Source organism: Occultella gossypii, from assembly GCF_019947135.1.
GTDB lineage: Bacteria > Actinomycetota > Actinomycetes > Actinomycetales > Beutenbergiaceae > Occultella > Occultella gossypii.
Genome location: NZ_JAGSHT010000016.1, coordinates 13,998 through 38,707, shown reverse-complemented (window position 1 = coordinate 38,707; position 24,710 = coordinate 13,998). Strand labels below are relative to the sequence as shown.

17 protein-coding genes are annotated in these 24,710 nt (G+C 72.3%); 12 read left to right on the top strand and 5 right to left on the bottom strand.

All coding sequences use genetic code 11. From position 1 onward, the window contains the following. Positions 1-88: 88 nt before the first annotated feature. From KCQ71_RS16715 to araB, 5 genes are all read left to right on the top strand, one after another. A complete protein-coding gene (locus KCQ71_RS16715; protein ID WP_223407942.1) occupies positions 89-820 on the top strand; it encodes a histidine phosphatase family protein in 732 nt (243 codons plus the stop codon). A gap of 8 nt (positions 821-828) precedes the next feature. Then, positions 829-1,605, top strand: coding sequence for an endonuclease/exonuclease/phosphatase family protein (locus KCQ71_RS16710; protein WP_223407940.1), 777 nt, complete (start codon positions 829-831; stop codon positions 1,603-1,605). Positions 1,606-1,683: 78 nt separating this feature from the next. Continuing rightward, a complete protein-coding gene (locus KCQ71_RS16705) occupies positions 1,684-3,231 on the top strand; it encodes an ABC transporter substrate-binding protein (RefSeq protein ID WP_223407937.1) in 1,548 nt (515 codons plus the stop codon). A gap of 41 nt (positions 3,232-3,272) precedes the next feature. Next, the gene (locus KCQ71_RS16700) at positions 3,273-4,685 is read left to right on the top strand and encodes a sn-glycerol-1-phosphate dehydrogenase (RefSeq protein WP_223407936.1); all 1,413 of its coding nucleotides are present in this window, start codon (positions 3,273-3,275) and stop codon (positions 4,683-4,685) included. A gap of 9 nt (positions 4,686-4,694) precedes the next feature. Continuing rightward, positions 4,695-6,350 (top strand): ribulokinase, encoded by a 1,656-nt coding sequence (araB, locus tag KCQ71_RS16695; protein WP_223407934.1) that lies wholly within the window; start codon positions 4,695-4,697, stop codon positions 6,348-6,350. 15 nt (positions 6,351-6,365) lie between these two features. On the opposite strand, the gene KCQ71_RS16690 is transcribed toward araB, so the two are convergent. Together KCQ71_RS16690 and KCQ71_RS16685 are read right to left on the bottom strand one after the other, a co-directional pair. Then, on the bottom strand, positions 6,366-7,298 hold the full coding sequence (locus tag KCQ71_RS16690; protein ID WP_223407931.1) for an ADP-ribosylglycohydrolase family protein: 933 nt from the start codon (positions 7,296-7,298) through the stop codon (positions 6,366-6,368). A 187-nt stretch (positions 7,299-7,485) separates the two neighbouring features. Then, the gene (locus KCQ71_RS16685) at positions 7,486-8,481 is read right to left on the bottom strand and encodes a diacylglycerol/lipid kinase family protein (RefSeq protein ID WP_223407929.1); all 996 of its coding nucleotides are present in this window, start codon (positions 8,479-8,481) and stop codon (positions 7,486-7,488) included. A 59-nt stretch (positions 8,482-8,540) separates the two neighbouring features. Between KCQ71_RS16685 and arfB the strand changes: the two genes are divergently transcribed. From arfB to KCQ71_RS16670, 3 genes are all read left to right on the top strand, one after another. Continuing rightward, positions 8,541-8,972 carry an alternative ribosome rescue aminoacyl-tRNA hydrolase ArfB gene (gene arfB / locus KCQ71_RS16680; protein WP_223407927.1) on the top strand — a complete coding sequence of 144 codons (432 nt, stop codon included), beginning with the start codon at positions 8,541-8,543 and terminating at the stop codon, positions 8,970-8,972. 96 nt (positions 8,973-9,068) lie between these two features. Beyond that, positions 9,069-10,823, top strand: coding sequence for an MFS transporter (locus KCQ71_RS16675; protein ID WP_223407925.1), 1,755 nt, complete (start codon positions 9,069-9,071; stop codon positions 10,821-10,823). After that, the gene (locus tag KCQ71_RS16670; protein WP_223407923.1) at positions 10,820-11,677 is read left to right on the top strand and encodes an HAD family hydrolase; all 858 of its coding nucleotides are present in this window, start codon (positions 10,820-10,822) and stop codon (positions 11,675-11,677) included. Before KCQ71_RS16675 ends, KCQ71_RS16670 begins: the two co-directional genes overlap by 4 nt. Here KCQ71_RS16670 and KCQ71_RS16665 read toward each other — a convergent pair. The 3 genes from KCQ71_RS16665 to KCQ71_RS16655 form a co-directional block, all read right to left on the bottom strand. Beyond that, a complete protein-coding gene (locus KCQ71_RS16665; RefSeq protein ID WP_223407921.1) occupies positions 11,560-14,634 on the bottom strand; it encodes an AfsR/SARP family transcriptional regulator in 3,075 nt (1,024 codons plus the stop codon). The genes KCQ71_RS16670 and KCQ71_RS16665 overlap by 118 nt on opposite strands. A 53-nt stretch (positions 14,635-14,687) precedes the next feature. Next, positions 14,688-17,708 (bottom strand): AfsR/SARP family transcriptional regulator, encoded by a 3,021-nt coding sequence (locus KCQ71_RS16660; protein ID WP_223407919.1) that lies wholly within the window; start codon positions 17,706-17,708, stop codon positions 14,688-14,690. Between the two features lie 97 nt (positions 17,709-17,805). Continuing rightward, complete coding sequence (locus KCQ71_RS16655; RefSeq protein WP_223407917.1) at positions 17,806-18,915, bottom strand: GntR family transcriptional regulator; 1,110 nt, start codon at positions 18,913-18,915, stop codon at positions 17,806-17,808. Positions 18,916-19,204: 289 nt separating this feature from the next. On the opposite strand from KCQ71_RS16655, the gene KCQ71_RS16650 reads away from it, so the two are divergent. From KCQ71_RS16650 to KCQ71_RS16635, 4 genes are read left to right on the top strand one after another with little or no spacing between them, the layout of a single operon-like run. Beyond that, positions 19,205-20,053 carry an ABC transporter permease subunit gene (locus KCQ71_RS16650; protein WP_223407915.1) on the top strand — a complete coding sequence of 283 codons (849 nt, stop codon included), beginning with the start codon at positions 19,205-19,207 and terminating at the stop codon, positions 20,051-20,053. Further along, positions 20,050-20,946, top strand: a complete 897-nt coding sequence (locus KCQ71_RS16645; RefSeq protein WP_223407913.1) for a carbohydrate ABC transporter permease — start codon at positions 20,050-20,052, stop codon at positions 20,944-20,946. Before KCQ71_RS16650 ends, KCQ71_RS16645 begins: the two co-directional genes overlap by 4 nt. 47 nt (positions 20,947-20,993) lie before the next feature. Next, a complete protein-coding gene (locus KCQ71_RS16640; protein ID WP_223407911.1) occupies positions 20,994-22,622 on the top strand; it encodes an extracellular solute-binding protein in 1,629 nt (542 codons plus the stop codon). Further along, on the top strand, positions 22,619-24,691 hold the full coding sequence (locus tag KCQ71_RS16635; protein ID WP_223407909.1) for a hypothetical protein: 2,073 nt from the start codon (positions 22,619-22,621) through the stop codon (positions 24,689-24,691). Before KCQ71_RS16640 ends, KCQ71_RS16635 begins: the two co-directional genes overlap by 4 nt. Positions 24,692-24,710 lie beyond the last annotated feature (19 nt).

Here is a 24,710-nt window from a genome sequence, read left to right as displayed (position 1 = left end):
CCGCGAAACGTCCTTGCGCCGACACCCGGCCGTGCCGGACCGTGAACGTTGAGGGCGGCCCGACCGGGCACCCACGGGAAGGACACGCGTGGTCACGGGCTGGGCGATCGACGAACCGCTACTGGAGCAGGATGCGCTTCGGCTGCGCGTGCTGCTGGTCCGGCACGGCGAGTCGGACTGGAACGGCGAGGGCCGGATCCAGGGCCACCTCGGCGGCGGGCTGACCGCTCGTGGCAAGGACCAGGCCGTGACCACCGCCGGCTTCCTGGCCCGGGCCCACCGGGTGCCGGACGTCGTGCTCGCCAGCGACCTGCCGCGGGTGCTCCAGACGGCCGCGCCGTATGTCGACATGCTCCCCGGCGCCGTCGCGCTGCGCCTGGACCCGCGGTTGCGGGAGGTGGACAACGGCACCTGGAGCGGCCGGCTCATCGCCGACGTCGCGAGCGCCGAGGCCGACACGATCGAGAGGATCCGCGCCGGGCAGGACCTGCCCCGGGGCGGCGGCGAGCGGATGGCCGAGCTGTCCGCGCGCGTGGAGTCAGTGATCGCCGACCTCGCCGCCGAGACGGCGCGGGAGGACCCGGCAGGGGAGCGGCTCGTCGTCGCCTTCAGCCACGGTGGCCCGATCCGGATGGCGACGGTCGCCGCGGTCGGACTCCCGCCATCGGGCTACCGGGCCGTCCGAGGCGCCGGGAACTGCTCGCTCACCGAGCTCGAGTACTGGGTCGGCACCGACGGCGCGGTGCTCGCCGGCAGGCTCGTCAGCGCCAACTCCGCCCACCACCTCGGCGCCGGCGCCGGCGCCGCACCCACGGACTGAGGCAGACCATGCGACACACGTTCACGGCCATGACCTACAACCTGTGGGGCGACTGGGATCTGCCCCGTCGCACCCCCGCGCTGAGCGGGCTCCTGACCGGCCGGAGCCCGGACCTGCTCGGCGTCCAGGAGCTGAGCCCGGCCGCCGTCGACCTCATCGACGCCGCGCTGCCGGGGCACGCCCGGGTCGTCGACGACGCACCGGGCTGGCAAGAGCACGCGAACCTGTGGTGGGACCGCGAGCTGTTCGCCGAGGTCGACCACGGCCTCGCCGACATCGGGATGCCCACACCCGGCCGGGGCCTGTCCTGGGTGCGGCTGCGCCACGTCGAGGCGCCCGGCCTGGCGCCAGTGGTCCTCGCGTCGGCGCACCTGACCTTCCCGGGCAACGCCGAGGAGGTGCGCACCGAACGCAGCCCCCGTACCGAGCAGGCCCGATCCGCGGCGCGGGAGCTGAACCGGCTCGCCGGGGGAGACCCGGTGATCCTGTGCATCGACATCAACGACTACGCCCGCCCGCTGTGGGCGTTCTACGACGGCGGCTTCCGGGAGCCGTTCGGCACCCTCGGCCGGACCAGCCCGATCACGCATCCGGTCACCCCACGGCTGGACAAGCCGATGCGCTGGGAGGGTGTCCAGGTCGTGGAGAAGGCACTCGACTGGCTGTTCTTCAACGGGGCCCTGCGGCCCCGCACCGCCGAGGTCGTCGACTACTTCCTCGACGGAGTCGCCCCGAGCGACCACAAACCGGTCACGGCGACCTTCACCCAGGGTGCCGTGACCTGACGCCATCGGACGACGGCACGGTCGCCGTCGCCAGAACCCTGAACACGTCCTCATCGAGCCCGCAGAAAGGGGCCCATCATGTTCACTCGCACGCGGTTCAACCGCCTGCTCGCCGGCGCCGCCGCCGTCGCCACCGGTCTGAGTCTCGCCGCCTGCTCCGCCGGTGGTGGTGACGACGGCGGCGATGGCAGCGAGGGCGGCGCACCGACGGCGGAGCAGACCCTCACCGTCGCTCCCGGCACGTTCCCGGTCGCGCTCGACCCGCACCAGTGGTCCGCGGAGGCCGCCGTCATCGGCCCGATCCAGCACGTGATGGAGACGCTGGTGGCCCGGGACGGAGACGGCTTCGCACCGTTGCTCGCGAGCTCCTGGGAGAACCCGGACGAGACCACCTGGGTGTTCCACATGAACCCGGACGCCACGTTCTCCGACGGCAGCCCGGTCACGGCCGAAGACGCCCGCGCCTCGGTCCAGCGGCTCGTGGACATCGGCGGCTCGATGGCACCCCTGTTCGCGCTCGTGGAGACCATCGAGGCGACCGACGAGGCCACCCTCACGCTGACCACGAGCCAGCCCCTTGGCACGATGCTGAACACGATGTCGCTGGTGTTCGTCGGCCAAGCCGCGGCGATGGACTCCGAGGACTACTGGCGGGCCCCGGTGGGCAGCGGCCAGTTCACGGTCTCGGAGTACCTGCCGGACGAGCGGCTCACCCTCACCCGCGACGACGACTACTGGGGTGCTGCCCTGCCCACGCTGGACACGCTCACGTTCACGAACATCCCGGAGGAGGCGGCCCGGATCTCGGCACTGTCCACCGGTGAGGTCGACCTGATGACCGGAATCGGGGCGGACTCCGTGCCCGAGCTCCAGGGCATGGACGGCATCGTCTACGACGAGGTGCCGAGCTTCACCTACCAGCTGCTGTGGTTCAACTCCTCCCGTGAGCCCTTCACCGACCCCCGGGTCCGGCAGGCGATGTGGCACGCCGTCGACATCGAGCAGATCGTCTCCGACCTGTTCGGCACGCAGGCCACGGTGGCCCAGGCGCCGATCCCGCAGCCCGTGTTCGGTGCCCCGCAGCTCGAGCCCTACGGCTACGACCCGGACCTGGCCCGGGACCTGCTCGCCGAGGCGGGCTACCCGGACGGGTTCTCCACCTCCTTGCAGTGGTCCGACGCCGGCGGTGAGGGCAGCAGGAGCCTGGCCCAGGCGTTCATCTCGGCGTGGGCGGAGATCGGCGTCACCGTCGAGCCGCAGGCGAAGGAGCGGGCTGTCTGGCTCGAGGACCTCAACAACCTCAACTGGGACATGAACCTCCAGGGCAACACCGTCGCGACCGGGGACGCCGACTACACGCTCGGGCGGCTGTACCTGTGCGAGGCGAACCGGATGGGCTACTGCAACCCGGAGCTGGACGCCCTCCTCAACGAGGCGAAGGCCAGCCTCGACCAGGATGTCCGGGCCGACCTGTACGCACAGGCGGCGCAGATCATCTGGGACGACGCCGTCGGGATCTTCCCGATGGACATGACCAGCACGTCGGCCTACTCCGAGCGCGTCGAAGGTGTCACGATCGACCCGGGCGGGCGCACCAGCTACGCCGACGTCGTCATCACCGAGTGAGGCCCGGGGCGGGATCGCCCGCAGGGCCGGATAGGACCACCGTGCCCGAGCGCGCCCCCGCGCCAGCAAGTACCCCCGCGACCAGCGCACCCGCGGCCGCCCGCCTGGCGGCCGCGATGCGGGATGCGACCGACACCCGGGACCTGCGCTTCGGACCCGGTGCCGTGAGCCAGACCGGCGCGATGTTCGCCGGGCTGTTCCCGGGCCGGGCCGCGGTCGTCGTGGCCGACGAGCACACCTGGGCGGTGGCCGGAGCCGCGGTCACCGCCGCGCTCACCGGGGCGGGCGTCGAGGTGCTCGCCCCGGTGCTCCTCGCCGGACGGCCAGTGGTGCACGCCGACTACGACACGGTGACCAGGTTGCGGATCGCGCTCGAGCCGCTCGACGCCGTCGCCGTGGCGGTCGGGTCGGGGACGTTGAACGACGTGACCAAGCGGGCCAGCGCCGAACTCGACCGGCCCTACGCCTGCGTGGGCACGGCGGCGTCGATGGACGGCTACACGGCGTTCGGTTCGGCGATCACCAAGGACGCGTTCAAGCAGACCCTGGCGGGCCCGGCGCCCCGCGGCGTGGTCGCGGACCTGAGTGTGATGGCGGGCGCGCCGGCCCGGATGAGCGCGTACGGGTACGGCGACCTGATCGAGAAGATCCCCGCCGGCGCCGACTGGATCCTCGCGGACGAGCTCGGCATCGAGCCGATCGACGAGCACGTCTGGACGCTCGTGCAGGGGCCGTTGCGGGAGGCGCTGGGACCGGCCGCACGGATCCGGGGCGGGGACGAGGCGGCGCTCACCGGGCTGGTCGAGGGGTTGCTGATGTCCGGTCTCGCGATGCAGGTCCACAAGTCGTCCCGGCCGGCGTCGGGCGCCGGGCACCACTTCTCGCACCTGTGGGAGATGGAGGGCCTCGGTGCCGACGACGACCCGCCGCTGTCGCACGGCTTCAAAGTCGGCCTCGGGGCCGTCTCGATCGCGGCACTGTACGAGCGGGTGCTCGAGGAGGACCTGACCACGCTCGACGTCGACGAGTGCGTGGCCCGCTGGCCCTCCCGCGAGGCGATGGCCGACCGGGTCCGGGCCGACTTCACCGAGCCCCTGCTCACACCGGCCCTGGCGGCGGTCCTGAAGAAGTACGTCACGTCGGACGAGCTCCGGGAGCGGCTCACCCGGCTGCGGGACCGGTGGCCCGTGATCGTCGAGCGCTGCCGGGCCCAACTCCTGCCCGCGGCGGACCTGGCCCGGCTGCTGGACGAGGTCGGTGCCGTGTCCCACCCGGCGCAGATCGGGCTCAGCCCTGGGACGTTCCGGGCCACGTATCGACGGGCCCAGATGATCCGCGACCGGTACACGGTCCTGGACCTGCTCACCGAGACCGGACGTCTCGGGCCGGTGGTGGACCGGCTGTTCGAACCAGACGGCCACTGGGGCCGCGAGGCCACCACGACGGGAGAGTGAGGACACACGATGGAGGACAAGTCCTACGTGATCGGGATCGACTTCGGCACCCTGTCCGGGCGGGCCAGCGTGATCCGCACGGCCGACGGGGCCGAGCTCGGCGCGCACGTCGTCGACTACCCGCACGGAGTGCTCGAGTCGGACCTGGACGGCGTCCGGCTCCCGCCGGACACCGCGCTGCAGGTGCCGGCCGACTACCTGCGGGTGCTCGCCGACGCCGTCCCCCGCGCACTCGCCGGCGCCGGCGTCGACCCCGGATCCGTGGTGGGGCTGGGGCTCGACGTGACCTCCGCGACGGTCATCCCGACCACCTCCGACGGCACCCCGCTGTGCGAGCTCGGGGACCTGGCCGGACGGCCGCACGCGTACGCCAAGCTCTGGAAGCACCACGGTGCCCACGCACAGACCCGCCGGCTCGTCGACGCCGCCCAGCAGCGCGGCGAGCCCTGGCTGGCCCGGTACGGCGGCACCCTGTCCGTGGAGCTGGCCGTGCCGAAGCTCCTCGAGGTCGCCGAGGCGGATCCGGAAGTGTATGCGCGCACCGCGCATTTCGTGGAGGCGCTGGACTGGATCGTCTGGCAGCTCACCGGCGAGCACGTGCGCTCGGCAGCGGCCGCCGGCTACAAGAGCCTGCGCCAGGACGGCGCCCACCCCAGCGCGGAGTTCCTGGAGGCGGCGGGCTTCCCGAGCGGGCCGGAGGCACTGGCGAAGCTGACCGCGTCCACGATGGCGCCGCTCGGGGCGCGGGCCGGGGTGCTGAGTGCACGTGGCGCCGAGCTCACCGGACTGACGTCGGGCATCGCCGTCGCGGTCGGCAACATCGATGCCCATGTCACCGCGCCGGCCGCGGCGGCCGTGGAACCGGGCCAGCTGACCATGATCCTGGGCACGTCGACCTGCTTCATCGTCTCCGCCGAGGAGTTCCACGAGGTGCCGGGCATGTTCGGCGCGGTGGACGGCGGCATCGTGGCGGGCCTGTGGGGGTACGAGGCCGGACAGTCCGGCGTCGGCGACATCTTCGCGTGGTTCGTCGAGACCTGCGTCCCGCCGGAGTACCACGAGCGAGCACGGGCCCAGGGAATCGGCCTGCACGACCTGCTCAGTGGGCTGGCCGCCGACCAGGCCGTCGGTGCGCACGGGCTGATCGCGCTCGACTGGCACAACGGGAACCGGTCGGTCCTGGTCGACCCGCGCCTGTCCGGGCTGGTCCTCGGCCAGACCCTCGCGACCCGGCCCGAGGACACCTACCGCGCCCTGGTCGAGGCCACCGCGTTCGGCGCGCGCACCATCGTGGAGTCGTTCGAGCGCGCCGGCGTCGCCGTCACCGAGATCGTCGCGGCCGGTGGGCTGATCCGGAACAGGTTCCTGATGCAGGTCTACGCCGACGTGCTCGGCCGCCCGCTCGCCGTGGTGGGCAGCAGCCAGGCCGGTGCCCTCGGCTCAGGGATCCACGCCGCCGTGGCCGCCGGGGTGTTCCCGGACGTGCGCGCGGCCGCCGCCGTGATGGGACGACGTGCGGACCAGGTGTTCACGCCGGACCCGGCTTCGGTGACCGCGTACGAGGCGCTGTTCGCGCTCTACACCCGGCTGCATGACGCCTTCGGCCGGGAGCAGACGATCATGCACGAGCTGAAGGACCTGCGCGACGCCGCGTCGAAGGGCTGACCGGCCGGCCGCGGCTCAGTGGCGCAGGTCCGCCAGCTCCCGCGCGAGGTCGCACGGGTCGATGCCGTTGACCGTGCGCACGGTCGCCACGGAGTCGGGCGGCAGTACCGAGAGCCCGTTGATCGCGCCGGCCATCGCCGTCGCCAGGGCACCGATCGCGGTGCACGCACCGCCCAGGTTCGCGGCGAGCGTGGCCACCCGGAACGGGACGCCCTCGCCGCGTACGAGCAGCCCGACGGCGGCCGGGACCACCTCGGTGGCCGCGGGCGTGGTGCCGATGACGTCGTAGAGGTGCTGCAGGAAGCTCACGTCGCTCTCGGCGTTCATGGCGATCTCCCGCGCCAGCAGGGACCGCTGGATCACCGACGGCGCCGCCACCGGGGAGCCCTGGCCGAGGCCGATCTCCGCGGCCCGGAACCCGATCTCCAGGTGCGCGGGCAGGAACACCGCCCCGGTCGCCCCGATGGGCGCATCCAGGGCGGACGTGACCACCCCGGCGACCAGCGCGGCAGCCGCCACCGTCGCGTTCGAGAGGTGGTGCGGGGCGGCGCTGATCAGGATGTCGCCGACCAGGGCATCGAGGTCGAGGCCGGTGTGCACGATCCCCAACGGCACGAACCGGGAGACGTGCACCGGCCGCCGGGGCCGGTCGCCCAGCGCATCCATCCGCTCGGCGATCCGATCCTCTGCGGCCCGCCCACCGCCGTCGCGCAGGGCCTCGGCCACCGCGATCGCCTCGAAGGTGCCGGCGCTGACGTGCCCGGCCCGGCGGGTTCGGTCCCCGGTGCGGGCGGGCAGGAGCTGGTCGATCCAGCCGTAGTGGGACCGCAGCCGCGCGTGCGGCCAGCGGTCGCCGGGCAGACCCATCGCGTCGCCCACGGCGAGGCCGGTGAGGGCGCCCTGGGCGCGGTCCATGAGGAGGTCACGCGCCTGTAGCGTCGACGTCACAGCGATCCTTCCGGCAGGCGGCAGGGGCGCACCTGGCCGTGGGGCAGCGTCGGGGGAGTTCGAGATTTTCCGCAGCCGGCCGGTGAGGTGTCTGTCGGACATCGTAGGCGCCATCGCGCTGCATGGTGAATCGATTCGTGGATGACCTCGAACCGAGGTTCGGCGAACCGACGTCCGCGCCGATCGGTCAGGTGCGCGGCACCACGGCGTGCTCGGCGTGGACCGTCGGCACCCGGATCCGGAGCGCGGCCGGCTGCACCACCGCCCGCAGTGCCACCACCTTGCCGAGGTACTCGCCGTCGATCTGGAAGTCCTCCCCGTGACGCACGGTCAGGCGCACCTCGCGGGTGCGCGTCATCAGCACCGACTCGCCCTGGGGGACGTCGCTGCGGTGCCCGTTCGTGCGCCGGACCCGCTGGACGAGTCCGTTCTCGGTGAAGAACCACCGCGCCAGGTCGCGCCACCCGCGGGCCCCCTCCGGCCGCAGCAGCAGCACGTCGAGCTCTCCGTCGTCGATCACCGCGTCCGGGAGCAGGGTCAGCCCGGCCGGGAGCGACCCGCCGTTGCCGATCGCGAACGTGTGGGCGCGGACGGACCGCGGCTCGGCGCGATCGAGGCTGTAGGTGAGGTCGAACCGGTCGGCACGGGTGACCCCGCGTCGTACTCCGTCCACGTAGGCGAGCCACCCGAACTGCCGCTTCGCCGCGGGAGAGGTGTGCACCACCATCTGGGCGTCGACGCCGAACCCGGCGAGCACCACGAACACCTTCTGCAGCCGTCGCCCGTCGGCGAGGTCCGCCGTCAGCCTCCCGACGTCGACGACCCGCTCGACGTCACCGAACGCCGCCCGCAGGGCCGCGCCGGGGTCGAGCATGCTCAGGCCGAGGTTCCGGGCGGCGAGGTTCGTGGTGCCGACCGGCCAGAGCCCGAGCGGCAGCGACTGATCGACGAGCGCCTCCACCGTGGCGCGCACCGTGCCGTCCCCACCGACGGCGATCACCACGTCCGCGGGCTCGGCGAGGATCTGTGCCCGGAGCGAGTCGGTGCTCTCGTCCTCCTCGGTCGCGACCAGCCGGCTCGGCGCCCAGCCGGCCCGTGACTCCTCCCGGGCGAGGGCACGGTCCAGCCGGGCGCGGCTCATCTTCACCGGATTGTGCACGACGACGGCACGCGGCTCGGTCATGTCGCTCACCTTCTCGTCGGGCGGACTGAGGTGCTCAGATTACGGGCACACTGGGGTGCATGGTGAGCGCGGCGGGTGTTCGGGTCGGTCCGACGCTGACCATCCCCGAGGGAGAACTGTCCTGGCGGTTCTCCCGCTCGTCCGGTCCCGGCGGGCAGGGCGTGAACACAGCCGACTCCCGGGTCGAGCTCAGCTGGGACGTCGGCGCCTCGGCGGTCCTGACCAGTCACCAGCGGGATCGGATCCTGACCAGGCTCGCGCCGCGGATCAGTGACGGCGTGCTGACCATCGCCGCGTCCGAGTACCGCGCCCAGCTGCGCAACCGGGACGCCGCCCGGGCCCGGCTCGCCGCCCTGCTCATGGACGCCCTCGCCCCGCCGCCGCGGGCCCGGCGAGCCACGAAGCCGACCCGCGGTTCGAAGGAGCGTCGGCTCACCGCGAAGAAGCAGCACGGGCAGACGAAGGCGCTGCGCCGCCGCCCGGCGGATTAGGCGCCTGCTCTCTCGGACCGGTCCGGCCTCAGGCGTGATGTAAGCGCCATGTAAGCGCGCGCGGTCACGGTGGTCGGCATGTCAGATGGAACGAGCGTGGCCACGACACCCCTGAGCGCATTTCGCACCGGGGTGATCTGCCTGGCGTTGCTGCTGGAGGGGATGAGCTCGTCGAGTATCAACGTGCAGATCCACGCCATGGCGTCGGACCTTGGGCTCAGGGGAGCTTCGGTGCCGATCGTGGTGGGGGCCTTCCTCCTGGCCTACGCGGGATGCCTCCCGGTGGCCGGACGGATCACGGACGTCTGGAGCCGCCGCGAGGTGTTCCGGCTCGGGGTCGTGCTGTTCGGTGTCGGCTGCATCCTCTGCGCCGTCGCCCCGGGGGCGTTCCTGCTGGTGGCCGGCCGGCTGATCCAGGGTGCGGGGGCCGCACTGAGCGCACCGGCAGCGCTCGCGCTGATCACCGCGGGCCTCGGCGAGGGGGCCGCCCGGAACCGCGCCGTGGCGATCTATGGCGCGATGGGCGCGGCCGGGTTCTCACTCGGTCTGGTGCTGCCCGGATTCGTGGTGGCGCAGGTCGGATGGCGGCGGAGCTTCGTGCTGCTCGTGCCGATCGTGGTCGCGGTGCTGGCCGTGACGGCCCGCCTTGCCACGAACACCCCGGCCGGCGGCCGGGTGGACGTGCCCGGCGCCATGGGCCTGACGGCGATCCTCATCCTGACCATGCACGCGCTCGGCGGCCTCGGGAGCACCCGCGTGGGGTTCCTCGCGATCGAGCTCGGCCTCGCCGCCGTGGTTCTGGCGTGGCTGGTCCGCCGCGGGGGCGTGGGTGACTACCCGACGGCGGTGCTCGCCTCGCGCCGGATCCGCGCCGCCTGCCTGGGGCTCGCTGGGGTGTACGCGGCGGTGCTGTCCTCGATGCTCGCGCTCAGCCTCGGGCTGCAGGGGCAGGGCGACCTGGACGCGTTCGCGCTCGGCCTGCTGATCCTGCCGCAGCCCGTCGCGTTCACCCTGACCGCAGGTCTCGGCTCCCGGCTCGTCTCCCGGTTCGGACCGGCGCGGGTCATGACGGCCGGCGCCGTGGTGCTCGCCGCGAGCCTGGGGTACCTGGCCGTGGTCGGTGTGCAGCCCCCGTGGGTGGCGACCATGCTGCCCGCCATGGCCGGCATCGGGGTGGCCCTCGGGCTGGCGTTCCCGGCCGCGTCCATCGCGGTGGTGGACGCCGCCGCGGAGGTGGACCGGGGCACCGCCTCGAGCCTGCTGACCACGGCGCAGAACGTCGGCGGTGCCCTCGGGGTCGCGGCGCTGACCGCGCTGGCGCTGCTCCCGGGTACCGAGAGCGCGGGCGCTGGTGACGCGGCGGTGGCCCCGGGTGGACCGGAGGTCGGCCCCGCGCTGGTCGCGGGTATCGCGATGCTGGGGCTGGCGGTCGCCGTGGCCGCGGCGATCCTGGGCCGGTCCCCGCGGGCTGCACGGGACGGGCGGGCCGCGGGGCCCGCGCGCGATGGGCGGGCGGTGGGGGGAGCGCGCGGCCGGCGGGCAGCGCACGACCTGCGGGCAGCGCGCGACCGGTGGGCAGCGCGGGTACGCAGGCGGGGCGCGCAGGTGTCGGGCCGTCGGGCAGCGCCGCAGGCCGCGAGTGTGGAGCTGATCGGCACGCGGGTCGCACGTGTGGATGCGACGGGCGAGTGGGTCGCCGCCGCGGAGGAGAGCGGCGCGCGAGTGCCCGGCGTGGGGTTCACGGGTGAGCTGCTCGCCCGTGAGTGGGCCGAGCGTGAGCGTGCTGCGCGAGACCTGCTCGCAGCCCAACGTGCCTCGAGGGCGAGCGCCCGGTCCGGCGGCCGGCGATGAGGACGATCGTCACCGACCTGGACGGCACCATCGCGTTCGGCGGTCGCCGCCCGGCCCGGTCGATCCGGTCCACGCTGTTCGCCCTCGCGACCGCCCCGGACACCCGGGTGGTGCTGGCCACCTCCCGCACCCCACGGTGCATCGGCGACTGGTTCGGTCCCCGCGCCCACCGGTTCGACCTGGTCTGCTGCAACGGCGCGCTCGTCGTGCCCCGCGCGGGTACCGCGGCGGTGACCCGCACCGCGATCCCGGCCACCGCCGTCGGGCAGATCGTGGCGGCGCTGGGCGCCGCCGGCGCCGCCTACTGCCTGGAGTACGGGCACGAGTTCGTCGCCACCGACCACGACTCGCTGCCCTGGTGGGGGACCCGGCACCGCCGGGTCCTTGACCAAGGGCGAGTGCCGGACCTGGGCGGCGTGGTCAAGGTGACCGTGGCCCGCGCGGAAGGTTGGGCGCAGACGTTCGGCGCGCTCGGGGGCGTGGACGTCTTTCCCCACGAGACCGGGGACCTGGACGTCGTCGCCCGCGGCGTGGACAAGGCGGCCGCGCTCGCGGGCCTGCTCAAGGGCACCCGCACGGCCGTGCTGGCATTCGGCAACGATCGCAACGACCTGGCCATGCTGCGGGCGGCGGACCGGGCGGTCGTGGTCGGCGCCGGGCTCGCCGGGCTGCCGGCCGTGCGTCGCGTGGCTGCGAACCCGGAGGCGGTGCTGGCCGCGCTGCGGGCCGAGGCGCGTCAGATCGTGGACGTCGTCCCAGTCGGCCCGGCGGTCACCTCCACCGTGACGGCGTCCCCGGCCACCGCCATCCCCGCGGTCAGGGCCGCGAGCCGCGCTGCGGCCAGATCGGGGTAGCGCCCCACCCGTTCGTAGGCCGCGTACTGCTGCACCGCGCGAGCGTAGTGGCGGGCCGCCGCACGCAGGTCGCCAAGTGCCTCATAGGTGCGGCCCAGGTGGCGGTGCCCATGGGCGTGCTCCGGCAGGGCACGAGCCCGGGCGGCCAGCGCGAGGGCCTCCTGGTGGCGTGCCAGGGCGGTGCCGTGGTCCCCACGGCGGGCATCCACCATGCCGCGGACGTTGATCATCCGCGGTACCAGCCCGCTCTCCCGGATCTGGTGGGCGAGCCGGAGCCCTTCATCGGCCAGAGCCGCGGCGCGGTCCAGGTCGTCGTCCTCGGCGGCGAGGACTGCCTGCCAGCACAACGCCGCGGGTTCGCTCCGACGCAGCTGACGCTCCCGGACCAGAGTGGACAGCTCATCGGCGTACCGGCGCGCGGCGGGCAGGTCCAGCCACTCGACGGCGTAGGAGGTGACCCGGTCGAGGATCATGGCCCGCTCGTCGTCGTCGCGCTCGGCCCGGGCGATCACGAGCGCCTCCTGCATGAGGTCCTGCCCCTCGGCGCTCCGGCCGAGACCGATGATCGTGGAACCGAGCTCGCAGAGGGCACGCGAGCGGTGCAGGGTGTGCCCGGACTCCGCGAACAGCCCCAGCGCATCGCGGAAGAACTCCTCGGCGCGGGTGCGGTGCCCGAGGTCGTACTGGTAGCAGCCCAGGTTGAACACCGCGACCGACTCCCGGTCCCGGTGCCCGGCTGCGCGCAGCGACTCGCGCGCCTTCTCGGTCCGCCGGATGGCACTGTCGCGCTCCCCGAGGTTGCTCAGGACCGCCGCCAGTGACACCTCCATGGCGGGCACGGACTCGGCGTCCTCGGCCTCGGACTCCACGGCCTGGGTGAGCAGATCGGCGCACTCGTCGAGGTAGCCCTGGGCGTACAGAAGGGGGACCGCGGCCTGGGCCATCGGGATCAGCCCAGCGACCCCGGCGGCCCGGGCCGCGAACGCCACCTGGACCAGGTCCGCGCGCCGCTGCTCGGCCCAGTTCGCGGCCAGGCTCGCGGACTCGAAGGGCGAGCGGACGCCGTCGGTGTACTCGGCCCGGTGTGGCGCCCGGGGCGGATCCCAGGTGTCGTGGGCCAGGAACGCCGTGGTGGTGAGGCACCGCACGAGCCGGGCCAGGGCCTCCTGCCGTGGCACCGTGCCGAGGCTGTGCTCGGCCAGTTCGCGGGTGTAGGCCGCGAGCACGTCATGCTGGGTGAAGGCGCCGGTCTCGGTCGGCTCCACGAGATGCATCCGGACCAGGGTGTCGAGGCCGCGCCGGGCAGCGGCGAGGTCGATGTCCGCCAGAGCGGCCAGTTCGGCGGTCTCCAGGCTCGTGCCCGGGAACACGCCAAGGTACTGCAGCAGCGACCGGTCCGGCTCGGTCAGGTTCTCGTAGGACCAGCTCAGCACCGAGCGGATACCCGCATCCGGATCCCCGGCGGCGTCGAGGAGGTCCAGGCGGGTGCGGTGGTCGTCGAGCTCCGCGAGCAGGTCCGCCGTGGGTTGGGTCCCGGTGCCGATCCGCTCGACGAGCAGGCGTAGCGCGAGCGGCAGGTAGCCGCACCGTTTGGCCAGCGCGGGCAGGAACTCATGGTCCTGCGTGTACGCCGCGAGCAGGCTGACGGCGTCCGCCTCGGTGAGCCCGCCCAGGTCCACCCGCGGCACGCCGTCGCGTCCGACGAGCCCGGGCAGGGCGTGGCGACTGGTCACGAGCAGCACCGAAGCGCCACCGCCGGGCAGCAACGGTCGCACCTGGTCCGGTTCGCCGGCGTTGTCCGCGACGAGCAACAGCCGGCGCTCGGCGGTCAGTGAGCGCAGCACCGCGGACCGGCCGTCGAGATCCCTCGGGATCAGGTCGCTGTTGACCCCGAGGGCGAGCAGCCAGGAGGCGATCACGGTGCTCGCCGTGAGCGGTTGCCTGGCGCTGAACCCGCTCAGGTCGGCGTACAGCTGGCCGTCCGGGTACTCCTCGAGGTGCTCGTGCGCCCACTGCACGGCGAGGGAGGTCTTGCCGACGCCCGCCGGCCCGGCGATCAGCGCGGCCCGGGCGCCCGAGCCGAGGGCGCGATGGACGGCCGCCAGGTCGGCCTGCCGGCCGATGAAGCCGGCGACGGCGGGGAGGAGTTGGTTCGGACGCTGCCGCACCGTGGTGGGTGCGACAGCCTCGCCGGAGAGCACGAGGGCGTGTACCCCACGAAGTTCCGGCCCGGGCTCGACGCCGAGTTCGTCGGTGAGTGCGCGATGGGTGCGGCGGTAGTGCTCGAGTGCGTCGGCCTGCCGTCCCGCGCGGTACAGGCCGGTGATGAGCAGGCCCTGGAGTCGTTCCCGGAGCGGGTGCCGGGCGGCCAGCGTGGCGAGGTCGCCGAGCACCGCGGCGTGGTTGTGGTGGCCGAGTTCCACCGTGTACCGGACCTCGAGGAGCTCAAGGCTCAGTTCGGTCAACCGCCACGCCTCGGCGCGTACCGCATCGCCGTCGAGGCCCTCGTACGCCTCGCCCCGCCAGAGCGCCTGCGCCGCGTCCGCGAGCGGGAGCATCCGGGTGTGGTCGAGGCCGGGCGCGAGGGCGCGGCTGCGCAGCGACTCGAAGCGGGTCGCGTCGACCTCGTCGGTGTCGGCGTGCAGGACGTAGCCGTCGGGGCCATGGCTGAGGCGGTCGGGGTTGTCGAGGAGCTTGCGGAGGCGGTGCAGGTGGACCTGGAGGCGGCCGGGGCCGCCTTCGGGTTCGCCGGGCCAGGCTGCTTCGGCGAGCACGCCTGGGGTGACGGGCCGGTTGACGTGGGCGAGCAGGTGCGCGAGCAGGGTGCGCTGCAGGCGACCCGCGGGCGTCACGTCGGTGTCGCCGTCGAGGACCTGCAATGGGCCCAGTACCCCGAAACGCATGCCGCGCGGTTCACCCCCGGTCGGTGCGCCCCCGGCGCGTGTCGCTTCGATCATGCTCCTGCGCGGCCGGGAAGGGAAGGAGCGTCCACTCGGCATGCGCGGATGTGTCAGCGCGCGACGGCCTCGGTCGGCCGCAGCCCGGTGCTGAGCGTGCCGAGCCGGATCCGGGCGTGAGCGCGCCACAGATTGACGGTCTCGATCCGTGCGTAGCGAACCTCTGCCCGGGCGTAGTGGCGCTGGGCGGCGGCCACATCGCCGAGGTCCTCGTAGGCCTCGCCGAGGTGGACGTGGGCACGGGCGCGAGTCTCGGGCGCGCGGATCGGCGCCGTCATGGCGAGCACCGCGTGGTGGCGAGCCAGCGCGGTACCCGGATCTCCCTCCGATCGGTCCAGCACCCCGAGCGCGTTGAGCGCGTCCGGAAGGTGCCCGGCGACCTCGCCGGAGCGGGCCAGCTCCAGAGCCTCGAGCAGGTGCCGCCGCGCTCCGGTGTGGTCGCCGTCGAGGCACAGCGCCTGGCCCACGCGAGTCAGGGCGATCGGGACCACGGACGCGATGTGCAACGTCCGAGCGAGGCTGAGGAAGGACCGGGCATGCTCGAGTGCACGGCCGTTCCGCAGGCAGTGCAGTTCGGCGCTGGCCAGGTACCACAGGCCCAGGCACTCAGCCTCCTCGGAAGCGCAGGCCCGGGCGCGCGTGATGGCCTCCTCGAGGATGTCGATCCCCTCCTGGGCCCGGCCCCGGTCGACGACGGTATTCCCGAGCGAGCCGAGCACGCGCGCCTCCAGCGGGGCGGTTCCGAGCTCCCGGTACCGGCCGAGGGCGTCGCGCAACAACTCCTCCGCGCGGGCAAGGTGGCCACGGTTGGACTCGTAGACGCCCAGGTTCGCCGTCGCGAGCGCGATGCGTGTGGTGGTGAGGGCGTCGCGATCGGCCGGGGCGCCGGCGAGCCGGGTGATCGCGGCGCCGGTGTGGTGGATGGCCTCGTCGGTCCGGCCCTGCTCGTCCAGCAGGAGCGACAGGCTCAGTTCCATCCGGGCCTGCACGCGATCGGAGCCCGCTAGCGGCAGCGCGGCACGCATCGCTCGCTCGCCGGCGGCGAGGTTGCCGATCCAGGCCGAGGCCGGCCCGTACGCCCGGGCCAGGCCTACGGCGCCCGGCAGACCCTGGGCGGCGGCGGCCTCGACGAGATCCGCGATCGGTTCCGCCTCGATCTCGAACCAGGCTGCACAGTCCTCGGGGCTGCCCGGTTCCTCGATGGGCGTGGGCGGGACGTCGAGTTCGACGGTGACCGGTTCGAGGTTCGGATCCCAGCGTTCGAGCATCGCCGCCGCGGTGTAGGCGGTGTGGTCCACCAAGCGTTCCAGGGCGCGGACCTGCTCTGCGGGCGAGACCTTCTCCTGCGCGAGCTCGCGTGCATAGGCTCCGAGCAGGTCGTGCTGGGCGAATCTGGCCTGTGCGGTTCGTTCCACGAGGTGTGCGCGGACCAGGGCGTCGAGCGCGCGGCCGGCCGTGCGCATGTCGGTCCCGGCCAGAGCGGCGAGGGAGTGCACGCCGGCCCGCGGGCCGGGCAACAGTCCGAGGTGGTGCAGCACGTGCCGGGCGTCGGCGTCGAGCCGTTCGTAGGACCAGGAGAACACCGCGCGCACGTCGGTGTCACCGTCCCCGCCGGCGTCGAGCGCGTCCAGGAGTGCGTGGGCGTCGGTGAGCTGGCCGGCAAGGTCATCCAGGGAGCGGTCCGGTTCCGTGGGGATCCGTTCCGCGAGCATCCGCAGCGCGAGGGGCAGATGCCCACAGAGCGAGGCAAGCCGTGCCAGGGCGTCCGATCCCGCGCTCGGGCGGACCGGGAGCAGCGAGGTGAGTACGTCGAGGGAGTCGTCCGGCGCCAGCCCACGCAGAGCGACCCGGTGGGCGCCGTCCCGGGCCACCAGGCCTGGCATCGCATGCCGGCTCGTGACGAGCAGCAGCGAGCCGTCAGTGCCCGGAAGCAACGGCCGCACCTGCTCGGCGTCAGCCGCGTTGTCCGCGATCAGGAGCATCCGGCGTCGAGCCAGCACGGAGCGCATCAGGGCGGACCGGTCCTCCAGGCGCTCGGGGACCTCGGCCGCGCCGACGCCGCTCGCGCGGAGCCACGCTCCGAGCACCGACTCGGGATCCCGGGGCGACTGCGCGCTGAACCCGCGCAGGTCGGCGTACAGCTGGCCGTCCGGGAACTGTGCCGACCGCCGATGCGCCCAGTGGACGGCGAGGCTGGTCTTGCCCACGCCGGCGGTCCCGGCCAGCAGGATCACCCGGGCGCCGTCGCCCGACGCGGAGTCGAGGTCGGCGAGTTCCGCCGTCCGGCCGTGGAACTCGTCGACTGCGGGTGGCAACTGGGCGGGAATGCGGCGCCCCGAGCCCTCGCCCGGTGCCGGCGCCCCGGAGAGCACCGCCGCGTGTACGCCACGCAGTTCCGGCCCGGGCTCGACGCCGAGAGTCTCCACGAGCGCGTTCCGGGTGTCCCGGTACGGCGCCAGCGCCTCTGCCTGCCTACCAACCCGCGCGAGCGCGGCGATGAGCAGCCCCTGGATCCGCTCGCGCAACGGGTGCCCGGCCGCCAGTGTGGCGAGGTCGCTGAGTACAGCGGCGTGCCGGCCGATGTCCAGTTCGACCGTGTAACGCACCTCGAGCAGGCCCAGGCGGCGTTCGGTGAGCCGGTGCGCCTCGGCCCGAACGGCTATGCCCTCGAGGTCGGCGTACGCGTCCCCGCGCCAGAGGTTCTCGGCGGCGATGGCGGCATCGAGCAGCTTCTCGTGGCCGTTGCCGGGGGCAAGCGCACGTGCGGCGAGGTCGTCGAACCGGGTTGCGTCGACCTCGTCGGTGTCGGCGTGCAGGACGTAGCCGTCGGGGCCGTGGCTGAGGCGGTCGGGGTTGTCGAGGAGTTTGCGGAGGCGGTGCAGGTGGACCTGGAGGCGGCCGGGGCCGCCTTCGGGTTCGCCGGGCCAGGCTGCTTCGGCGAGCACGCCTGCGGTGACGGGCCGGTTGACGTGGGCGAGCAGGTGCGCGAGCAGGGTGCGCTGCAGGCGACCCGACGGCGTCACGTCGGTGTCGCCGTCGAGGACCAGCAGCGGTCCCAATACCCCGAAGCGCATGCCGCGTGATTCACCCCCGGTTGGTGCGCCCCAAGCGCGCGTTCGCCTCGATCATGCCGTTGTGCGGCGGGCAGGGGAAGGGCATTTCCTGAGGGCGCTACTCCCCGGCTGTTCCGGTCGCGGGGGCGCAGACGGACCCACCCTCCACCAGGGTGACCGGGACAACCACCTTGTCGATCGAACCGGGCTCGGCGATCTGGGTCAGCGCCAGGTCGACGGCCGTGGCCCCGATCCGCTCCTGATCCTGGCGGATGTGCGTGAACGCGATCCTCGGATCCGCGCTCGGGTCCGGAGCGTCGAAGCAGACGATCGAGAGATCCTCCGGGACGCTGCGGCCGAGGTCGGCTGCCGCGCGGGCGAGGAGGACGGCCGCGCGGTACTCCGCAACTACGTATCCGGTCAGGCCCGGATGGCTGGCCACGAACGCTCTGAGTGCGATCACGTCCTGAGCGGCGTCGGCCTTGGGCTCCGGGGACATCGAGTGCACCTCGGCGAGGTCCGCGGCCGGATCCGGCCGGATGCCCTCCGCGGCGTGGGCCCGAATGTAGCCCGCCTGCCGCTCGTCCACGGTTGAGACGGGACTTGCCGAATGCACCAACCCGACCCGCCGATGGCCGTGCTGGAACAGGTACTCGGTCGCCATCCGCCCGCCGGCCACGTTGTCCGAAGTCACCGTGCTCACCGGCAGGCCTGCCAGTGTGCGGTCGACGATGACCGTGGGAAAGTGCCGGGCAGCGAGGCCGAGCACCGCTGGCGCGATCCAGCGCGAGGTCGTGGGGAGCAGGATCAGCGCACCGACGCCATGGGCGATCTGCTGTTCGATGGCCTCCTCCTCACGATCCCGCACACCCGCCGAGAGGCTGAACGTGAGGTTGGCCCGACCCTGTGTGGCCTGGGCGAGTCCGACCAGGAGCGGTGTTCCGAACACGTCGTCCATTGACGGGGTCACGTAGCCGATCGTCGGCAGATCGACGGCCGGGCGAGGCCGGGTGGCCCGGGGCAGCACCACGGTGCCGCGTCTGGGCCGCGCCGTCACATAGCCCTCGTCCCGGAGCATGCCCATCGCTCGCTTCAGCGTGATCGCGCTGATGCCGAGGTCGGCCGTGAGTTCCGCCTGGGTCGGCAGCCGGTCACCCTCGGCCCAGAGGCCGTCCTCGATTCGCTCCTTCAGGGACGCGTACGCCCTGAGATACAGCGGATCCGCCATCTGTGCTGCCTCCGAGTCGCGTCCATGATGCCCACCCTGATCCTGCCACCACGGTGTCGCGGCGTCCTTTCAACCTATTACATATATTGACAGCATCGAATTAGACTGATTAGTCTCAGCGGGCATCCGAACGACCCATCCAACGAAGGGTGACCGCGTGGTCGCAGACCTGAGGGAGCGGGCCGCACCAGCGGCTGACCCGCCTCGACCAGCCTTCCAACAACGCCACATCCCGTGGCGCACGCGCCTGCGTCGAGATCGCTCGCTCCTGGCGATCGCCATCCCTGGGATGGCGCTGCTCCTGCTCTTCCACTACGTGCCGATCCTCGGCAATGTCATCGCGTTCAAGGACTACCAGCCCTACATCGGCATCACCGAGAGCGCATGGGTCGGCTTCGACAACTTCGCGGTCATCTTCAACGGCGACCCCGAGTTCCTGAATGCCCTCAAGAACACGCTGATCCTGACCGGGATCCAAGCCGTGTTCGTCTTCCCCGTCCCGATCGCGTTGGCGCTGCTGCTGAACAGCCTCCTCTCGGAGCGCCTCAAGCGCCTGGTCCAGAGCGTGCTCTACCTGCCCCACTTCCTGTCCTGGGTGATCGTGGTGGCGGTCTTCCAGTCGATGCTCGGCGGCGCGGGGATGTTGAACAACTACCTGCGTAGCAACGGGCTGGAGACGTTCGACATCATCGGCAACACCGAGCTGTTCCGGGTGCTGCTGACCTCCCAGGTGATCTGGAAGGACGCCGGCTGGGCCACGATCATCTTCCTGGCCGTGCTGTCCCAGATCGATGCCCAGCTCTATGAGGCGGCCAGTGTGGACGGGGCGGGGCGCACCCGGCAGCTCTGGCACATCACGCTGCCGGGCATGAAGGGCATCATCATCCTGCTCTTCATCCTCCAGCTGGGCAGCTCCCTGACCGTGGGCTTCGAGCAGATCGTGCTGCAGCAGGGTCCGGTCGGAACCTCGACGAGTGAGGTCCTGGATACCTACGTGTACAACCACGGCATCCTCGGCGGGAACTGGGGGGTCGGTGCCGCCGTCGGCCTCGTCAAGGGCGTCGTAGGCGTGGTGTTGGTACTCGGCGCCAACAAGGTGGCGCATCTCTTCGGCGAGGACGGGGTCTACCGATCATGAGCAGAGCCACAACGGCCGGAGTGCCGCCACCCACCATCCCGGTGCGGACCCTCAAGTGCATCGTGCTGCTGGGGGCGTGCCTGCTCGTCCTGGTGCCGTTCCTCGGGATCGTCTCCACCTCCCTGGCCAGCCGCGAGGCCGTCACCGGGGCGGGCGGGTTCCTACTGATCCCCGACGGGGTGCACTGGGACGCGTACACGGCGGTGCTCTCCGGAGGGGTCGTCACCAGGGCCCTGATGGTCAGCATCGGAGTCACGCTCGTCGGCACCGCGGTGAGCCTTGCTTTCACGTCGATGCTTGCGTACACGCTGAGCGCTCGGACCGGCACCTTCGGCCAGCGTCCGATGCTGATGCTGGTGCTGCTGGCTCTCCTCTTCGGCCCGGGCATGATCCCGAGCTACCTGGTGGTGCGCGAGCTCGGCCTGACCGACAACTACCTGGCTCTGATCCTGCCGGGCGCGGTCGCTGCCTTCAACGTCATCATCGTCAGGTCGTTCTTCCTGGGTCTGCCCGCGGAACTCCTGGACAGCGCCCGGATCGACGGCGCGAGCGAGTTCGCGATCTTCCGCAAGATCGTTCTCCCGTTGTCGAAGGCGGCGCTCGCCGTCATCGGCCTGTTCTACGCCGTCGGCTACTGGAACTCGTTCTTCAACGCGCTGCTCTACATCAACGACAACGCGATGTGGCCGTTGCAGTTGGTGCTGCGCAGCTACGTGGTCGACGGCGCGAGCCTCGGCTCGGGCGAGCTGAGTTCGATGGGCGACGTCTTCCCGCCGCAACAGTCGATCCAGATGGCGATCCTCGTCATCTCCATCGTGCCGATCCTCATCGTCTACCCGTTCCTGCAGAAGCACTTCGCCAAGGGCGTGCTCACCGGGGCCGTCAAGGGCTGACGCGCACCATCCGCAACCCCTCCCGCTGTTGTGAAAGGACCCAAACCATGACCTTCAAAACCTCCCGCCGCGCATTCCTCCAGGGCACGCTCGGAGCCGCACTCGGCGGCAGTGCTCTCGCCGCCTGTTCCTCCGGCTCCTCCGGTGCCCCCGGGGGCGGCGCCGAGGAGAACGCCAGCGTGACGCTGCCCGACTACCTGCCCTACGAGGGTGTGACCCCCGACCTGCAGGGCAACGCCGAGGGCCTCGCCAACGCCTTCTTCACCTATCCGGAGGAACGGCCGCGCGCCAGCGCCACACCGCCGGGGGACGGCTCGGCGATCAGCGCGCTGGTGGAGAGCCCACTGCCGACGCCGCCGGGCAAATCCGCCAACGAGTTCTGGCAGCACATCAACGAGATCGCGAACGTGGATCTCAACCTGACCATCGTGCCCACCGCGGACTGGGGGACGAAGTTCGCGACCTCGATCGCCGGGGGCGACCTGCCGGACCTGACCGAGGTCTGGACGCCGCCGCAGCGCTCGGACATGATGCCCGCCTTGTTCGCCGAGCTCAGCGACTACGTCGCGGGCGACAAGATCGCTGCCTACCCGAACCTCGCCAACATCGAGACCGCCTCGTGGGAGCAGTGCGTCTTCGAGGGCGGCATCTACGGCACGCCGGTCCCGCGCGGGGCAATGAGCAGCGAGATCATGTTCCGCCGGGACGACCTGGTCGCGGCGCTCGGACTGAACCCGGACCCGGGGAACTTCGAGGAGTTCGTCACCCTCTGCCAGGACCTCACCGACCCACGCGCGAACTCGTGGGCACTCGGCGGGATGCCCCACTCGATCCTCCAGCAGATGCTCGGTATGCCCAACGGCTGGTCGCTGGAGGGCGGGAAACTCGCCAACGCCATCGAGTTGCCGGAGATGAAGGAGGCCATCGCGGCCGCCACCCGCCTGTGGGAACTCGAGGTGGTCCACCCGGACAGCTTCTCGGCGAACGTGGGCCCGTTGCGCAAGCAATGGTTCAACGCCGGCACGGTCACGCTCGTCACGGACACCTACCCGGCGTGGCCGGGGTACTACCGGGAGAACGTGGCCGGGGACTCCTTCGACGTCGGCGCGATGATCCTGCCGGGCTTCGACGGCCACGAGGTGGTCACCTGGCGGGGCAACCCGACCCACAACATCACCGCGATCCGTAAGGACGCCGACCCCGAGCGCGTCGACCTGCTGTTGCGGTTCATCGACTGGCTCTCGGCGCCGTTCGGGACCGAGGAGCACCTGGCCATCAACAACGGCATCGAAGGCACCCACTTCGACTTCGTGGACGGCGAACCGATCCGCACCGCCCAGGGCAACTCGGAGATCGCACTCGCCCTCGGCTACCTCGGCGCCGGACCGCAGGCCTTCTACCAGGCCGGTCTGCCGACCGTCAGCCAGAAGCAGTACGACCACCAGAGCTGGATGATCGAGCGCGCTGCCTCCAACCCCACGCTGGGCCTCATCTCGGACACCGACGCGAGCAAGGGAGAGCAGCTCTGGAAGGCGCTCTACGACGCCCGGGACGCGATCGTCCAGGGCCGTGAGCCCATCGACTCCTGGGACGAGGCAGTCGCCCGGTTCAAGAGCAGCGGCGGCGACACTATCCGGGACGAGTACCAGGCGGCGTACGAGGCCTCCGGGCGATGACCGTCGGGGCACGGCCCGGCGCGGTCGAGGGTGGGGGGACGTCGGCCGCGAAGGATGCCGTGCCCACCGCGGACGCCGCGGGCCGTGCCGTGCCGGACGGATACGACGAGCGTCGTGACGAGCTCCTCCGGCTCGCCGCGGCTGCCGGCGGCGCGCGTGGGCTGACCGCGATCATGACCCGGGTGGCCCGGCTGCGGCTAGGACGGCGGGCCGGCGAGCCGGGTGGTGCGGCCGGCGAGCCGGGTGGTGCGGCCGGTGTCGAGCGGGGTGGTGCGGCCGGCGTAGAGCGGGGTGGTGCGGCCGGCGTCGACCCGGCCATCGCGGAGGCAGTGGGCTTCCTCGAGGCACGCCGGGATTGTGCGGACTTCACGTTGTCCGGCATCCTGCGACTCCTCGCGCTGGATCGTCAGCGCCCCGGGCTGAGCCTCGCCGAGCGGACCGCACTGACCCGCGCGGTACTGGACTTCACCTACTGGTGGGATCAGCCGGGCGGTCGGGGCATGTGCTTCCACACCGAGAACCACCAGATCCTGTTCCACTCCTGCGAGCTCCTCGCCTCGGAGGCCTTCGGTGACGAGACGTTCACCGCAGCCGCCGGCACCGGCCGGGACAGCGCGGCCCGGGCCACGGGCCTGGTCGAGCGGTGGCTCGACCTGCGCGAGCGGACCGGATGGAGTGAGTGGCTCTCGAACACCTACGTGGAACACGACGTGCTCGCCCTGGCGAACCTGCACGACCTGGCCGCGGACGGGAGCCTGCGCCGCCGGGCGGGGGCGCTGCTGGACGTGCTCTGCGTCGAGCTGGCCAGCCACTCCCACCGCGGTGTGCTCGGCTCGACCCATGGCCGCGCCTACGCGCCCGGCCTGCGGGACGGTGCGCGCTCCGGCACCGCCACGCTCAGCTGGCTCCTGTTCGGAAGTGGCGCACCCGCGGACGTGACCTCCGTCGGGGCGCTGGCCATGGCCTCGGGCGGCTACCGTCCGCCGCGGTTGATAGAGCGACTACACGCCGGCCGCCCCGCACCGTTCACCGTGCATGAGCGGCAGAGCTTCGACGTGGCCCACGCGCCCGAGCTCGGCCTCGGCTACACCTCCGAGCTCGACGGTCATGCCTACTGGTCCATGCAGGAGTTCGGCCACCCCCTCGTGCTGCCCCTCACCCGCCGGCTGATGGACCGCTACGGCCTGGGCCTGGACTCCGATCCGGCGGACTACGAGCGCGAGTACGCCGACCAGATCGCCGCCCACGGCCAGATCGTGGACCCTCACCGGGACCGGCACGCGCTCTCCGCCGTCGACATCGCGACCTACCGCTCGCCGGGCGCAATGCTCAGCTGTGCGCAGGCCTACCGGCCGGGGTCACCCGGGTACCAGCAGCACATCTGGCAGGCCACCCTCGGTCCCCGTGCGGTCGCGTTCAGCACTCACCCCGGCAGTACCGATGAGACGTCCCGTCCGAACTTCTGGGCCGGCAACGGGGTGTTGCCGAAGGCCGTCCTGCACGACGACGTGGTGATGAGTCTGCACCGGATCCCACCCGAGGGGGCGTTGCCGTTCTCGCATGCCTACCTACCCCGCGCCGAGTTCGACGAGGTCATCCGGGTCGGGCCCTGGTGGGTGGCCCGGTTCGAGGACGGCTACCTGGCGCTGTGGTGCTCGACGGGCGCGGACGAGATCGACGGCGAGGAACTGCGCGCCCGGGCACCGGACGCGGCCTGGGTGTGCCTGGTCGGCGACGGTACGACCCACCGGGCCGGCTTCGCCGAGTTCACCGCGGACGTTGCCGCCACCATGATCGACGTCGACGGGTTGTTCGTGCGGGTGCACCGGCCCTCCCGGGCCGGACGCAGTGGGGCCGTGGTGCCCGCCCGAACGCTCGCCGTCGGGTGGGACGAACCGCTGTGGGTCGACGGCCGGATCGTCGAGGTGTCCGGCCACCCTCGCTACCGTTCGCCGTTCGGTGAGGTGCCAGCGGGGGCGCGTCACTGGAGACTGGACGACGGCGACCTTGGCCTCACCATCGACCTCGGCCCTCAGGATGAGCCGCCGAACCCCGTGTCGGACCCTTGATCCGATCGCTGCCCATGCA

Excerpts from the sequence above, each read along its gene's own strand:
- KCQ71_RS16635 (WP_223407909.1), top strand. The coding sequence starts at position 22,619 with ATGACCGTCGGGGCACGGCCCGGCGCGGTCGAGGGTGGGGGGACGTCG.
- KCQ71_RS16710 (WP_223407940.1), top strand. The coding sequence starts at position 829 with ATGCGACACACGTTCACGGCCATGACCTACAACCTGTGGGGCGACTGG.
- KCQ71_RS16640 (WP_223407911.1), top strand. The coding sequence starts at position 20,994 with ATGACCTTCAAAACCTCCCGCCGCGCATTCCTCCAGGGCACGCTCGGA.
- KCQ71_RS16705 (WP_223407937.1), top strand. The coding sequence starts at position 1,684 with ATGTTCACTCGCACGCGGTTCAACCGCCTGCTCGCCGGCGCCGCCGCC.
- KCQ71_RS16650 (WP_223407915.1), top strand. The coding sequence starts at position 19,205 with ATGGCGCTGCTCCTGCTCTTCCACTACGTGCCGATCCTCGGCAATGTC.
- KCQ71_RS16645 (WP_223407913.1), top strand. The coding sequence starts at position 20,050 with ATGAGCAGAGCCACAACGGCCGGAGTGCCGCCACCCACCATCCCGGTG.
- araB (WP_223407934.1), top strand. The coding sequence starts at position 4,695 with ATGGAGGACAAGTCCTACGTGATCGGGATCGACTTCGGCACCCTGTCC.
- KCQ71_RS16665 (WP_223407921.1), bottom strand. The coding sequence starts at position 14,634 with ATGATCGAAGCGACACGCGCCGGGGGCGCACCGACCGGGGGTGAACCG.
- KCQ71_RS16660 (WP_223407919.1), bottom strand. The coding sequence starts at position 17,708 with ATGCGCTTCGGGGTATTGGGACCGCTGCTGGTCCTCGACGGCGACACC.
- KCQ71_RS16655 (WP_223407917.1), bottom strand. The coding sequence starts at position 18,915 with ATGGCGGATCCGCTGTATCTCAGGGCGTACGCGTCCCTGAAGGAGCGA.
- KCQ71_RS16670 (WP_223407923.1), top strand. The coding sequence starts at position 10,820 with ATGAGGACGATCGTCACCGACCTGGACGGCACCATCGCGTTCGGCGGT.
- KCQ71_RS16685 (WP_223407929.1), bottom strand. The coding sequence starts at position 8,481 with ATGACCGAGCCGCGTGCCGTCGTCGTGCACAATCCGGTGAAGATGAGC.
- arfB (WP_223407927.1), top strand. The coding sequence starts at position 8,541 with ATGGTGAGCGCGGCGGGTGTTCGGGTCGGTCCGACGCTGACCATCCCC.